This is a genomic window from Ramlibacter sp. 2FC (assembly GCF_005503345.1).
GTDB lineage: Bacteria > Pseudomonadota > Gammaproteobacteria > Burkholderiales > Burkholderiaceae_C > SCMQ01.
The window spans coordinates 104184-117962 of the sequence record NZ_SCMM01000005.1 but is presented as its reverse complement, the minus strand read 5'-3'; the positions used below and the strand labels follow the sequence as shown (position 1 = coordinate 117962).

The window sequence follows — 13779 nt, the reverse complement described above, 5'->3', positions numbered from 1 at the left end:
AGGATGGTCTTGGCGCCCGCGGCGATCATGTTCTCCATGGCCGTGACCTGGCCGGCGTTGTCGCCGTCGGACTTGCCCGCGCCGGTCAGCAGCTTGGCGCCCTGGGCCTTGGCTGCGGTGGCCGCGCCTTCCTTCATCTTGACGAAGAAGGGGTTGGTCTCGGTCTTGGTGATCAGGCCGATCACCGGCTCGCCGGCGGCGAAGCTGGCCGAGGCGGCCAGGGCCAGGGTGGACAGGATCAGCTGGGGGGCAAGGGATTTCTTCATCTATCGGTCTCCTCGAAGGTGGGCATTGCGCCGGAGCTGTTCCGGGAAGTCCCCGGTGCGACAGTGGTCTGGCGTGAGCCGACTGTAGCCCCTCTTCCATTATTAAATCAAGTTGTTTTAATTATGGAAAACCCTGAATCCAGGCATGCGGGTTCTGGGATCCGCGGGGCGACGAGGACGAAAAAAGCCCGCCGGGGCGCGAGGCCGCGGCGGGCTTCAGGGACAGTTGCGCGGTGCCGAGGCTCAGGCCGCCCGTTGCGCGGCCTGCGGCTGGCGCCAGGCCGCCGTCAGCGCGTCCCATTTCTGGCGCGCAGCGGCCAGGTGGCGCGCCTTCACATGGCCGAAGCCGCGGATCTGCTCGGGGATGCGCGCGATCTCCAGCGCCAGCGCGTGGTTGCCGGCGGACAGCTGGGGCAGCAGCTCGTCGATGCTGGCCTGGTATTCGGCGATCAGGGCGCGCTCGGTGCGGCGCTCCTCGGTACGGCCGAAGGGGTCCAGCGGCGTGCCGCGCAGGCCCTTGAGCCGCGCCAGCAGGCGGAAGCCCGTCAGCATGGCGGGACCGTAGCGGCGCTTTTGCGGCACGCCCTGCTCGTCCTTGCGCGCCAGCAGCGGCGGCGCGAGGTGGTAGGCAAGCTTGTAGTCGCCCTCGAACTGCTCCTTGACCTTGGCCAGGAAGCTGCCGTCGCTGTGCAGGCGGGCCACCTCGTACTCGTCCTTATAGGCCATGAGCTTGAACAGGTAGCGCGCCACCGACTCGGCCAGAGCGGTCTTGCCTGGCGCGCCCGGTGCGCCATCGAACACCCGCGCCTCGGCCGCACGCACCTTCTCGACGAAGGCGCGGTAGCGCGCGGCATAGGCGGCGTTCTGGTAGCCGGTCAGGAACTCGACGCGGCGCGCCACCAGGCTGTCCAGGGTCTCGCGCTTCTTGAACTGGATCACCTGCACGCTGCCTTGGTTCGACAGCAGCTGCTCCACGGCGGCGGGGTCCTGCGCGGCGCGGCGGCCCCATTCGAAGGCGGCCTTGTTGTTGTCGACGGCCACGGCGTTGAGCTCGATGGCGCGCAGCAGGGCTTCGCGGCCCAGCGGGATCCAGCCCTTCTGCCAGGCGTAGCCGAGGATCATGGGATTGACGTAAATGGTGTCGCCCATCATACGGCTGGCCAGGGCGTCGGCGTCGAACAGGCCCAGGCCCGGCTCGCCCACGGCGCGCGCGACGTCGGCCACGCAGCGCTCGGCCGGGTTCTGCCAGTCGGCGTTGCGCACGAAGGCCGCGGTGGGCGTGCTGGCGCTGTTGAGCGCCACATGGGTGCGGCCCTCGCGCATGCGCACCAGGGTCTCGGAGCCGGCGGTGACGATGGGGTCGCAGCCCAGGATCAGGTCGGCCGCAGCCGTGCCCACGCGGGTGGTGCGGATCTCGTCCTGGTGGCGCGCGATCAGCACATGGCTCCAGGTCGCGCCGCCCTTTTGCGCCAGGCCCGCCGCGTCCTGGGTGACGATGCCCTTGCCTTCCAGGTGGGCTGCCACGCCCAGCAGCTGGCCGATGGTGATGACGCCGGTGCCGCCCACGCCCGCGACCACGATGCCCCAGGTGCCGCCGTCCAGCACCGGCAGGACCGGATCGGGCAGCGCTTCGCCCGCGTAGGGCGAGACCGCCTGCGCCTTGGACTTGGCCTTGAGCTGGCCGCCCTCCACCGTGACGAAGCTGGGGCAGAAGCCCTTGGTGCAGGAGTAGTCCTTGTTGCAGCTGCTCTGGTTGATCTGGCGCTTGCGGCCGAACTCGGTCTCCAGCGGCTCCACGCTCAGGCAGTTGGACTGCACGCTGCAGTCGCCACAGCCCTCGCAGACCAGCTCGTTGATGACCACGCGCTTGGCCGGGTCGACCAGGGTGCCGCGCTTGCGGCGGCGGCGCTTCTCGGTGGCGCAGGTCTGGTCGTAGATGATCACCGTGGTGCCGGGGATCTCGCGGAACTCGCGCTGCACGGCGTCGAGCCGGTCGCGGTGCAGGATGGCGATGCCCTCGGGCAGGCCCTTGACGGCCTCGTACTTCTCGGGCTCGTCGGTCACGATGGTGATCTTGGCGGCGCCCTCGGCGCGCATGCTCTGCGCGATCTGCAGCACCGAATGGCCTTCGGGCCGCTCGCCCACCTGCTGGCCGCCGGTCATGGCCACGGCGTCGTTGTAGAGGATCTTGTAGGTGATGTTGACGCCGGCCGCGATGCTCTGGCGCACCGCGAGCAGGCCGCTGTGGAAATAGGTGCCGTCGCCGAGGTTGGCGAACACATGCTTCTCGTTGGAGAACGGCTGCTGGCCGACCCAGGGCACGCCCTCGCCGCCCATCTGGGTGAAGCCAATGGTCTCGCGGTCCATCCAGGTGGCCATGAAGTGGCAGCCTATGCCGGCCATGGCGCGCGAGCCCTCGGGCACGCGGGTGCTGGTGTTGTGCGGGCAGCCCGAGCAGAACCAGGGCATGCGGTCGGCGCCGGCCTGGCCGCCGAGCTTGAGCGTCTCCATGGCGCGCTCCTTGGCCTCGAGGATGGCGAGCTGGGCGTCGATGCGCGCGCCCATTTCGGCGTCCACGCCCAGCTTCTTCAGGCGCTGGGCGATGGCACGCGCGATCATGGCCGGCGAGAGGTCGGCGTTGGCGCGCAGCAGCTCGTTGGCCGAGGGGTTGGGCATGGACCATTCGCCGCCCGAGAAATCGCCCTCGATCTCGTTGAACTTGCCCAGCACGTTGGGCCGCACGTCGGCGCGCCAGTTGTAGAGCTCTTCCTTGAGCTGGTACTCGATGACCTGGCGCTTTTCCTCGACCACCAGGATCTCGCGCAGGCCGGTCGCGAACTCGCGCGTGATCTGCGCCTCCAGCGGCCAGACCACGGCGACCTTGTGCAGGCGGATGCCGAGCTGGCGGCAGGCCTCGTCATGAAGGCCCAGGTCCAGCAGGGCCTGGCGCGTGTCGTTGTAGGCCTTGCCGCTGGCGATGATGCCGAAGCGGTCGTTCGGCCCCTCGATCACGTTGTGGTTCAGGCGGTTGGCGCGGATGTAGGCCAGGGCGGCGTACCACTTGTAGTGGAACAGCCGCTCCTCCTGCACCAGGGCGTGGTCGGGCCAGCGGATGTGCAGGCCGCCGGGCGGCATCTCGAAGTCGGTCGGCAGCTGGATGCGCACGCGCTCGGGGTCGATCTCGGCCGTGGCGCTGGACTCGACGATCTCCTGGATGGTCTTCATGCCGGCCCAGACGCCGGCGTAGCGGCTCATCGCGAAGGCGTGCAGGCCCAGGTCCAGGATCTCCTGCACCGTGGCCGGGAAGAACACCGGCAGGCCGCAGGCCTTGAAGATATGGTCGCTCTGGTGCGCGGCCGTGGAGCTCTTGGAGATATGGTCGTCGCCGGCCACCGCGATCACGCCGCCCCAGGGGGTGGTGCCGGCCATGTTGGCGTGCTTGAACACGTCGGAGCAGCGGTCCACGCCCGGGCCCTTGCCGTACCAGATGCCGAACACGCCGTCGAACTTGTTGCTGCCCGGCGGGGCGAAGCCCAGCTGCTGCGTGCCCCACAGCGCGGTGGCGGCCAGTTCCTCGTTGACGCCGGGCTGGAACACGATGTTCTGTGCCTTGAGGTACTTGGCGGCCTTCTGCAGCGCCTGGTCGTAGCCGCCCAGCGGCGAGCCGCGGTAGCCGCTGACGAAGCCGGCCGTGTTCTTGCCCGCAAGCTGGTCGCGCTGGCGCTGCAGCATGGGCAGCTTGACCAGGGCCTGGACCCCGCTCATGAAGGCGCGCCCATGCTCGAGGCGGTATTTGTCGTCGAGCGTGACGGTCTCCAGCGCTTGGCGGATGTGCTCGGGCAGCGGTGCGTTCATGGGGGTCCTTGTCTCGGGGAATGCAGGACAGTGTATGCGTGGCGTCCTGATATGTCTTTGCTTTCTTTGCCCGTATTTGGCTATGATGCGAAAGATTCTTTCTGTATTTCGACATTCATGGAAACACTGGACAAGTTCGACCTGGCCATACTGCACGAGTTGCAGGCCGACGGGCGCCTGAGCAATGCCGAGCTTGCGCAGCGCGTGGGCCTGTCGGCCGCGCCCTGCTGGCGGCGCGTGCGCGCGCTCGAGGAAGGCGGCTACATCAAGGGCTACCGCGCCGAGATCGACCGCCACAAGATCGGCCTGGGCGTGCTGGCCTTCGTGCGCCTGGACGCTGCGCGCAACAGCGGCGAGGTGCTGCACGAGCTCGAGGACGCGATACGCGGCATCCCCGAGGTGATCTCCTGCCACTACATCAGCGGCACCGGCACCTTCGAGCTGCAGGTGGTCAGCCGCGACCTCAACAGCTTCAGCCAGTTCGCGCGCGAGGTGCTGATCAACCTGCCCAACGTGAAGGACCTGCACACCAGCTTCTCGCTGGGCGAGGTCAAGGCCAGCAGCGCCCTGCCGCTGGGGCATCTGGGGCGGCGCGCCGGGCCCGCCTGAAGGTCACCCTGAATACATACAAAATTGACCAGAATAGGTGTTTATCCTAGCCAAACAACGCAAGAAAATACCAACAACGTCCAAACAAGTATCAGTTCCACACGAGAGGATAGGTATCTTTCCAAGTGTCGATATCGAGCGCAAGAAAGCATGGAACGGCGCCTTCGACTTCAACTTACAGGAGACCTCTCGATGAAACTGAAATCCCGTCTTGCCGTGGCCGCCGCCATGGCCCTGTCGCTGTGCGGCGCCTCCCAGGCAGCGACCGAACTCGTGATCGCGACCGTGAACAACGGCCACATGATCGAGATGCAGAAGCTCGGCAAGCACTTCGAACAGGCCAACCCGGACATCAAGCTCAAGTGGGTCACGCTCGAGGAAGGCGTGCTGCGCCAGCGCGTCACGACCGACATCGCGACCAAGGGCGGCCAGTTCGACGTCATGACCATAGGCATGTACGAGACCCCGATCTGGGGCAAGAAGGGCTGGCTGCAGGAGGTCAAGACCGACGCGGCCTACGACGTGGACGACCTGCTTCCCGCCATGCGCAACGGCCTGTCGGTGGACGGCAAGCTGTACGCCGTGCCGTTCTATGGCGAAAGCTCGATGCTGATGTACCGCAAGGACCTGGCGGACAAGGCCGGCGTCAAGGTCGCCGACAAGCCGACCTGGCCCGAGATCAAGGACCTGGCCGCCAAGATCCACGACCCCAGGAACGGTGTCTACGGCATCTGCCTGCGCGGCAAGCCGGGCTGGGGCGACAACATGGCCTTCCTGTCCACCCTGGTCAACACGCACGGCGGCCAGTGGTTCGACATGAGCTGGAAACCGCAGCTCGAGTCCAAGCCCTGGAAGGACGCGATCCATTTCTACGTGGACCTGCTCAAGAACTACGGCCCGCCCGGCTCCTCGGCCAACAGCTTCAACGAAATCCTGGCGCTGTACAACGAAGGCAAGTGCGGCATGTGGATCGACGCCACCATCGCGGCCTCGTTCATCACCGATCCCAAGCAGTCCAAGGTGGCCGACAAGGTGGCGTTCGCGCAGGCCCCGACCATGGTGACCCCCAAGGGCGCCAACTGGCTGTGGGCCTGGTCGCTGGCCATTCCAGCGGGCTCCCAGAAGGTGGATGCGGCGCGCAAGTTCGTGAGCTGGGCCACGTCCAAGGAATACATCCAGTTGGTCGCAAAGACCAATGGCTGGGCCGCGGTGCCGACCGGCACGCGCAAGAGCACCTACGCCTCGCCCGAGTTCCAGAAGGCCGCCAAGTTCGCCGCCGCCGAAAAAGCCGCCATCGATTCGGCCAACCCGAACGACAGCACACTGCCCAAGTCGCCCTACGTGGGCGTGCAGTTCGCGGCCATCCCCGAGTTCCAGGCCATCGGCATCGCCGTGGGCCAGCAGATGAGCGCGGCGCTGGCGGGCAAGACCACGGTGGACGCGGCGCTCAAGACCGCGCAGTCCGCGGTCGAACGCGAGATGAAGAAAGCCGGTTACTACAAGTGACCGCCCGTTCCGGTGCGCCGCAGCCTGCGGGCCGCGGCGCACCGGAATCCGCCCCCACGCCTGCTGAAGAAGCCACGCCCATGAATCGCCTGCTTCCCCGCTTGCTGCTCACCCCAGCCGTACTGACCCTGTTCCTGTGGATGATCGTTCCACTGGTGATGACGATCTACTTTTCCGTCATCCGCTTCAACCTGATGCAGCCCGAGCAGAGCGGCTTCATCGGGCTGGAGAACTTCGAATACTTCATCACCGACCCCTCGTTCGGCGTGGCGGTGGCGAACACCCTGCTGCTGCTGGGCAGCGTGATCCTGATCACGGTGCTGCTGGGCATCGCCATCGCGCTGCTGATCGACGCGCCGTTTCCCGGCCGCGGCCTGGTGCGCCTGCTGCTGATCTCGCCCTTCTTCGTCATGCCCACGGTCAATGCGCTGCTGTGGAAGCACATGATGATGAACCCCATTTACGGCGTGCTGGCGCAGGTCTGGCTGTTCTTCGGCGCGCAGCCGGTGGACTGGCTGACCGACTTTCCGCTGCTGTCGGTCATCATCATGGTGGCCTGGCAATGGCTGCCATTTGCCACGCTGATCTTCATGACCGCGCTGCAGAGCATGAACCGCGAGCAGCTCGAGGCGGCGCGCATGGACGGCGCCAACTACCTGCAGCAGCTGCGCTACCTCTACATCCCCCACCTGGGCCGCTCGGTGGCCGTGGTGGTCATGATCGAGCTGATCTTCCTGCTCAGCGTGTTCGCCGAGATCTTCACCACCACGGGCGGCGGCCCGGGCGATGCGAGCACCAACGTCGCGTTCCTGATCTTCAAGCAGGCGCTGCTGAACTTCGATGCCGGCGTGGCCTCGGCCGGGGCGCTGTTCGCCGTCGTGCTGGCCAACATCGCCGCCGTGTTCCTGATCCGCATGGTCGGCAAGAACCTCGAAAAGTGAGCCTTTCATGACCCCCTCCCACACCCTTTTGCTGCTGCACTGCCTGCGCACGCTGCTCGCCTGGAGCGTCGCCCTGCTGCTGTTCGCGCCGCTCGGCTGGCTGGTGCTGACCGCCTTCAAGACCGAGCTGCAGGCGATCGCCGTGCCGCCGCAGCTGTTCTTCACGCCGACGCTGGAGAACTTCCTCGTCGTCGAGGAGCGCAGCGACTACCTGCTCTATGCCAAGAACTCGCTGATCACCAGCGTCAGCTCCACGCTGCTGGGCCTGGCCCTGGCCTTCCCGGCCGCTTACTCCATGGCCTTCTACAAGAGCAAGCACACCAAAGACATCCTGATGTGGATGCTGTCGACGAAGATGATGCCGGCGGTCGGCGCGCTGGTGCCGATCTACGTGCTGGCGCAGCACTCGGGCCTGCTCGACACCCGCACCGGCCTGGTGATCGTCTTCACCCTCAGCAACTTGCCGATCATGGTGTGGATGCTCTATTCCTACCTCAAGGAAATCCCGCACGAAATCCTGGAGGCCTCGCGCATGGACGGCGCCAGCCTGTGGCAGGAGTTCCGCATGGTGCTGCTGCCCCTGACGCTGGGCGGCATCGCCTCCACCGGGCTGCTGTGCCTGGTGCTGAGCTGGAACGAGGCCTTCTGGTCGCTCAACCTGAGTGCCGCCAAGGCTGGCACGCTGGCCACGCTGATCGCCTCGTACTCGAGCCCCGAAGGCCTGTTCTGGGCCAAATTGTCGGCCGCCTCGTTCATGGCGATCGCACCCATCGTGGTGTTCGGCTGGTTCAGCCAGAAACAACTGGTGCAAGGTCTGACCTTCGGCGCCGTCAAGTGAAACAAACCGGAGACTCTTCCATGGCTTACCTCAAGCTGCGCGGCATCGAGAAACTGTTCGGCGAGCACCGCGTCATCAAAGGCATAGACCTCGACATCCAACAAGGCGAGTTCGTGGTGTTCGTCGGCCCCTCGGGCTGCGGCAAGTCCACGCTGCTGCGCCTGATCGCCGGACTCGAGACCATAGACGGCGGCGCGCTGCAGCTGGACGGCCGCGACATCACCCACCTGGCGTCGAGCAAGCGGGATCTGGCCATGGTGTTCCAGAGCTACGCGCTGTACCCGCACATGAGCGTGTTCGAGAACATGAGCTTTGCGCTCAAGCTGGCGCGCGTCGACGAGGCGGTGATTCGCGAGAAGGTCGCACGCGCGGCCCAGATCCTGAACCTGACGGCCTATCTGGAACGCACGCCCAAGGAGCTTTCGGGTGGCCAGCGCCAGCGCGTGGCGATCGGGCGCGCCATCGTGCGCGCCCCCAAGGTCTTCCTGTTCGACGAGCCGCTGTCCAACCTCGACGCCGCGCTGCGCGGCCAGACCCGCATCGAGATCGCCAAGCTGCACCGTGAGCTGGGCGCCACCACCATCTACGTCACCCACGACCAGGTCGAGGCGATGACGCTGGCCGATCGCGTGGTGGTGCTGCGCGACGGCCAGATCGAGCAGGTGGGCTCGCCGCTGGAGCTGTACGACCGCCCGGCCAACCAGTTCGTGGCGCAGTTCATCGGCACGCCGCAGATGAACGTGGTGGCAGCCGACGCACTGCCCGCCCTCAAGGCGGTCTGCGACCAGGCCGTGCCGGCCGGCGGATTCATCGGCCTGCGCCCGGAAAACGTCATGCTGCAGCCCGCCGGCCAGGGCCTGCTGCAGGGCAAGGTCGAACTGGTCGAGGCGCTGGGCGCCGAAACGCTGATCTATGTCAGCACGGCCGACGGGGCGCAACTGGTCGCGCGCCAGAACACGCGCACCCCGCTGCATGCGGGCGACAGCGTGGGCCTGCAGATCGACGCCGACGCCGCCCACCTGTTTGACGCCCGGGGGCGCATCACGCGCACCGGCCAGGCCCATCCCGCATGAACGACATGAGCACTGCATCCTCATCCCGGCTGACCATGCTCCACCTGGGGCTGGGCTCCTTCCACCGCGCGCACCAGGCGGTCTACATGCACCAGCTGCAGCAAGCCGGCGACCGGCGCTGGGCACTGGCGGGCGGCAACATCCGCCCCGACATGGCCGAAACCATAGCCGCGCTGATCGCCCAGCACGGCGCCTACACGCTGGAGACCGTGACGCCGCAAGGCGAGCGCAGTTACGCCCGCATCACCTCGATCGAGACCGTGGTGCCCTACGACCCGGCGCTGAGCGGCCTGATCCGCATCGGCACCGACGACCGCACCCGCATCATCTCCTTCACCGTCACCGAGGCCGGCTACTACCTGGACGCCCAGAACCGGCTCGACCTTGGACAGGCCGAGCTCGGCGCCGACCTCGAAGCCCTGCGCCAAGGCCGACCGGGCAGCACCCTCTACGGCGCCCTCACCGCCATCCTGCGCGCGCGCAAGCAGGCCGGCGCCGGCCCGGTCACGCTGCTCAACTGCGACAACCTGCGTCACAACGGGGACCGCTCGCGCAGCGGCCTGCTGCAGTTCATCGAATTGCTCGGCGACACCGGGCTGCTGGATTGGGTGCAGGCCCACACCAGCAGCCCCAACGCCATGGTCGACCGCATCACGCCGCGCCCCACGCCCGCGGTGCGCGAGCGCGTGAAGGCCGCCACCTGGGTGGACGACGCGGCCGCGCTGATGGGCGAGAGCTTCATCCAGTGGGTGATCGAAGACCGCTTCGTCGCGGGCCGACCGACCTGGGAGAGCGTGGGCGTGGAAATGGTCGATTCGGTGCAGGCGCACGAGGAAGCCAAGATCCGGCTGCTCAACGCCACCCACAGCTGCATCGCCTGGGCCGGCACGCTGGCCGGCTACACCTTCATCCACGAAGGCACGCAGGACCCTGCGATCCGCCGCCTCGCCTATGACTACGTGACCGACGACACCATCCCGGTGCTCAGTCCCAGCCCCATCGACCTGGCGCGCTACCGCGACGTGGTGCTCGAGCGCTTCGGCAACCCGGCCATCGCCGACACCAACCAGCGCGTGGCGATGGACGGCTTCTCCAAGATTCCCGGCTTCGTCGCGCCCACCCTCCGCGAGCGCCTGGCGCGCGGCGAGTCGATTGCCAGCGTGGCCATGCTGCCGGCACTGTTTCTCGCCTACCTGCAGCGCTGGCACGCTGGCCAGATCGCCTACAGCTACCAGGACCAGGCCATGAACCCGGCCGTGGCCCATGCCATCTGCGAAGCCGCCGACCCGGTGGCCGCCTTCTGCGCCGATGCGACGCTGTGGGGCGGCCTGGCAGGCGACGAGCGCCTGGTGCGCGCGCTGCGCACCGCCTACCAACGTGTGACCCTATTCATCAAGGAGCATCAAAAATGAGTTCTCGTCTGCAAGACAAGCATGCGCTGCTGACCGGCGCCGCCGGCGGCATCGGCCTGGCCGTGGCTGCCGCCTACCTGGAACAGGGCTCGCGCTGCACCGTGGCCGACATCGGCGCGCAGCCCACGCCCGAGCTCGCCGCGCTGCTGGACAGCCATCCGGACCGGTTGCAGTACCTGCCCACCGACGTGACGCAGATGGCGCAGATCGATGCGCTGATCGACGCCGCCACCCAGCGCTTCGGGCCGATCAGCACGCTGTTCAACAACGCCGCCCTGTTCGACATGGCGCCGCTGCTGGAAAGCCATGAGGCCATGTACGACAAGCTGTTCGCGGTGAACGTCAAGGGCGCGTTCTTCGTGATGCAGAAGGTGCTGGCGCACATGGTGGCGCACGGGGCCAAAGGCTGCGCCGTGGTCAACATGGCCTCGCAGGCCGGTCGGCGCGGCGAGGCCCTGGTGTCGCACTACTGCGCGAGCAAGGCCGCCGTCATCAGCTACACCCAGAGCGCGGCGCTGGCCATGGCGCCGCACAAGATCCGCGTCAACGCCATTTCGCCGGGCGTGATCGCCACGCCGATGTGGCAGCATGTGGACGCGCTGTTCGCCAAGTACGAGAACCTGCCGCTGGGCGAGAAGAAAAAGCGGGTGGGCGAGGCCGTGCCCCTGGGCTACATGGGCGACCCCACCGACATCTGCGGCGCCGCGATATTCCTAGCCAGCGACGAGGCTTCCTACGTCACGGCGCAGACGCTCAACGTCGACGGCGGTAACGTCATGTCCTGAACCTCACTGCCTGCCGCTGCGCCATGCCCGCCAAACCGCGTCAACTCAAGCCCGAGCTCGAACACGACTACAGCCGTCCGACCGAGCTGGGCTATGAGTCGCCCGACGAGGTCGGCTTCATCCGCTGCATGGCGCACGGTTTCCCGACGCCCCTGGCCCGCTGGCACCACCACGACGAGTACGAGCTGCACCTGATCACGGCCACCTCGGGCAAGGTGTTCGTGGGCGACTGGATCGGCCAGTTCCAGCCGGGGCAACTGGTATTGACCGGGCCGCGCCTGCCGCACAACTGGGTCAGCATGGACCTGCCCGAAGGCGGCGTGCCCGAGCGCGACCTGGTGATCCAGTTCAGCCACGGGCCCATCGAGGCCGGCAGCGAACATATCCCGGAGCTGCGCGAAGTGCTGCCGCTGCTGGAGCGCGCCAAACACGGCATCGAGTTCTTCGGCCTCCATGCCCAGGCCCTGACGCACTGGCGGCGCGTCAAGTCCGGCCACGGCCTTGCGCGCTTCGCGGCGCTCTGCGAATTCCTCGCCGAGCTGGCGCGATGCACCGACTACCGGCTGCTGTCGAACGCCCAGCTGCAATGCGTGGACGACGACGATCAGACCGCCCAGATCAATGCCATCGTCAGCCGCATCACGGAAAGCCTCGGCGAGCCGCTGTCGGCGGCCGACCTGGCCCAGCAGCTCGGCATGAGCGAAAGCCGCTTCTCGCGCTTCTTCCGCCGCGCCACCGGCAACACCTTCACCGATTTCGTCAACCATGTGCGGGTCAACCGCGCCTGCCAGCTGCTGATGGAGTCGGACCGCTACATCACGCAGATCGGCTATGAGGTCGGCTTCAACAACATCGCCAACTTCAACCGTCGCTTCCTCGACATCAAGGGCATGACGCCCAGCGAGTACCGCCGTCAGGCGGCCAATCGCTTCGAAGGCAAGAGCTGAAAACATGTACCTCGGCATCGACCTGGGCACCTCGGGCCTCAAGCTCCTGCTGCTCGACACGCAGCACCGGGTGCAGGCCAGCGCCGACGCCCCACTGAGCCTGCAGCGCCCCCATCCGGGCTGGAGCGAGCAGCATCCCCAGGACTGGTGGCAGGCGCTCGAGCGTGCCGTGGCGCAGCTGCGCGCCGACGCGCCCCAGGCCTGGCGCCAGGTGCGCGCCATCGGCCTGTCGGGCCAGATGCACGGCGCCGTCGTGCTGGACGCTCAGGACCGGGTGCTCAGGCCCGCCATCCTCTGGAACGACGGGCGCTCGGAACCGCAATGCCTGGAGCTGGAGCAGCGCCGACCAGACTCGCACCGCATCACCGGCAACCTCGCCATGCCGGGCTTCACCGCCCCCAAGCTGCTGTGGCTGCGCGAGCACGAGGCCGCGCTGTTCGCGCAGATCCGCCGGGTGCTGCTGCCCAAGGACTGGCTGCGCCTGCAGCTCACCGGCGAGGCCGTGAGCGACATGTCCGACGCCTCAGGCACGCTGTGGCTCGACGTCGGCCAGCGCCGCTGGAGCGAGCCCATGCTCGAGGCCTGGCCCAGATGCCGCGCCTGGTCGAGGGCAGCGCCGCCGGCGGCCGGCTGCGCCCGGCCCTGGCCGCGCAATGGGGGCTGGACGCGACGGTGCTGGTGGCCGGCGGCGGCGGCGACAACGCGGCCAGCGCGGTCGGCGTCGGCGCGGCGCGCGCGGGCCAGGGCTTCGTCTCGCTCGGCACCTCGGGCGTGGTGTTCCTGGTCAGCGACGCCTTCGAGCCTGCGCCCGAGCAGGCCGTGCATGCCTTCGCCCACGCCCTGCCCGGACGCTGGCACCAGATGGCGGTCATGCTCAGCGCCGCCAGCGCCTTCGACTGGGGCGCCCGGCTGACCGGCAGTGCGGGTGCCGCACCGCTGGCGCAGCAGGTAGCGGCGCTGACGCCGGCGCAGCGCGCACGCGCCCCGCTGTTCCTGCCCTACCTGAGTGGCGAGCGCACGCCGCACAACAATCCGCAGGCCAGCGGCGTGTTCGTCGGCCTGCGCGCCGATCACGCGGCCGCCGATCTCGGCTACGCCGTGATGGAGGGAGTGGGTTTCGGCCTCATGGACGGCCTGCGCGCCATGGGCCGGACCGCGCCGTCGGACATCCCGCTGGCGCTGGTCGGCGGCGGCGCGCGCAGCGACGCCTGGGCCCAGTTGCTGGCCAGCGGCCTGGCCTGCCCGCTGCACCGCCCGGCCGGCGCCCACGCAGCGGCGGCGCTGGGCGCGGCGCGCCTGGCCTGGCTGGCCGACGACGGCACCGAGGAACAGGTCTGCCGGCCCCTGCCGCTGGCCCAGGCCTTCGAGCCCGAGGCGGCCCTCGGCCAGTTGCTGGCCGAGCGCTACCCGCGCTTCAGGGCACTCTACCCGGCGCTGCAACCCTGGTTTTGAGCTCGCCTGTGCCCGGCGGCTTCAGCGCCCTGCCGCAGGGACATCTGGGGCGACGCACCGGGCCCTGAACTCGCAGGCGACGGCCCCTGTCATGC

Annotated in this window: 10 protein-coding genes and 1 pseudogene; 9 read left to right on the top strand and 2 right to left on the bottom strand. The window is 67.9% G+C overall.

Features of this window, described 5'->3' with window-relative positions:
- Both FFS10_RS04150 and FFS10_RS04145 read right to left on the bottom strand, forming a co-directional pair.
- Positions 1-266: substrate-binding domain-containing protein (locus FFS10_RS04150; RefSeq protein ID WP_137891767.1), on the bottom strand; the 266-nt coding region annotated here is incomplete at its 3' end.
- 243 nt (positions 267-509) lie between these two features.
- Positions 510-4121, bottom strand: a complete 3612-nt coding sequence (locus FFS10_RS04145) for an indolepyruvate ferredoxin oxidoreductase family protein (protein WP_137891765.1) — start codon at positions 4119-4121, stop codon at positions 510-512.
- A gap of 117 nt (positions 4122-4238) precedes the next feature.
- Here FFS10_RS04145 and FFS10_RS04140 point away from each other — a divergent pair, with 117 nt between their 5' ends.
- From FFS10_RS04140 to xylB, 9 genes and pseudogenes are all read left to right on the top strand, one after another.
- Entirely contained in the window at positions 4239-4730 is a 492-nt protein-coding gene (locus FFS10_RS04140) for an Lrp/AsnC family transcriptional regulator (protein WP_137891763.1), read from the top strand.
- A gap of 192 nt (positions 4731-4922) precedes the next feature.
- Entirely contained in the window at positions 4923-6236 is a 1314-nt protein-coding gene (locus FFS10_RS04135; protein WP_137891761.1) for an ABC transporter substrate-binding protein, read from the top strand.
- 80 nt (positions 6237-6316) lie between these two features.
- Positions 6317-7177 (top strand): carbohydrate ABC transporter permease, encoded by an 861-nt coding sequence (locus FFS10_RS04130; protein ID WP_137891758.1) that lies wholly within the window; start codon positions 6317-6319, stop codon positions 7175-7177.
- Between the two features lie 7 nt (positions 7178-7184).
- Entirely contained in the window at positions 7185-8015 is an 831-nt protein-coding gene (locus FFS10_RS04125) for a carbohydrate ABC transporter permease (protein ID WP_137891755.1), read from the top strand.
- Between the two features lie 20 nt (positions 8016-8035).
- Positions 8036-9088: an ABC transporter ATP-binding protein gene (locus tag FFS10_RS04120; RefSeq protein WP_137891753.1), complete on the top strand. Its 1053-nt coding sequence runs from the start codon at positions 8036-8038 to the stop codon at positions 9086-9088.
- A 35-nt stretch (positions 9089-9123) separates the two neighbouring features.
- Complete coding sequence (gene dalD / locus FFS10_RS04115; RefSeq protein WP_137891800.1) at positions 9124-10500, top strand: D-arabinitol 4-dehydrogenase; 1377 nt, start codon at positions 9124-9126, stop codon at positions 10498-10500.
- Positions 10497-11285, top strand: coding sequence for an L-iditol 2-dehydrogenase (locus FFS10_RS04110; protein ID WP_137891751.1), 789 nt, complete (start codon positions 10497-10499; stop codon positions 11283-11285). Before dalD ends, FFS10_RS04110 begins: the two co-directional genes overlap by 4 nt.
- Positions 11286-11308: 23 nt before the next feature.
- On the top strand, positions 11309-12232 hold the full coding sequence (locus FFS10_RS04105) for an AraC family transcriptional regulator (RefSeq protein WP_137891749.1): 924 nt from the start codon (positions 11309-11311) through the stop codon (positions 12230-12232).
- A gap of 4 nt (positions 12233-12236) precedes the next feature.
- Positions 12237-13684, top strand: a pseudogene (gene xylB, locus FFS10_RS04100) (xylulokinase).
- Positions 13685-13779 lie beyond the last annotated feature (95 nt).

Excerpts from the sequence above, each read along its gene's own strand:
- FFS10_RS04135 (WP_137891761.1), top strand. The coding sequence starts at position 4,923 with ATGAAACTGAAATCCCGTCTTGCCGTGGCCGCCGCCATGGCCCTGTCG.
- FFS10_RS04145 (WP_137891765.1), bottom strand. The coding sequence starts at position 4,121 with ATGAACGCACCGCTGCCCGAGCACATCCGCCAAGCGCTGGAGACCGTC.
- FFS10_RS04120 (WP_137891753.1), top strand. The coding sequence starts at position 8,036 with ATGGCTTACCTCAAGCTGCGCGGCATCGAGAAACTGTTCGGCGAGCAC.
- FFS10_RS04105 (WP_137891749.1), top strand. The coding sequence starts at position 11,309 with ATGCCCGCCAAACCGCGTCAACTCAAGCCCGAGCTCGAACACGACTAC.
- FFS10_RS04140 (WP_137891763.1), top strand. The coding sequence starts at position 4,239 with ATGGAAACACTGGACAAGTTCGACCTGGCCATACTGCACGAGTTGCAG.
- dalD (WP_137891800.1), top strand. The coding sequence starts at position 9,124 with ATGCTCCACCTGGGGCTGGGCTCCTTCCACCGCGCGCACCAGGCGGTC.
- FFS10_RS04130 (WP_137891758.1), top strand. The coding sequence starts at position 6,317 with ATGAATCGCCTGCTTCCCCGCTTGCTGCTCACCCCAGCCGTACTGACC.
- FFS10_RS04125 (WP_137891755.1), top strand. The coding sequence starts at position 7,185 with ATGACCCCCTCCCACACCCTTTTGCTGCTGCACTGCCTGCGCACGCTG.
- FFS10_RS04110 (WP_137891751.1), top strand. The coding sequence starts at position 10,497 with ATGAGTTCTCGTCTGCAAGACAAGCATGCGCTGCTGACCGGCGCCGCC.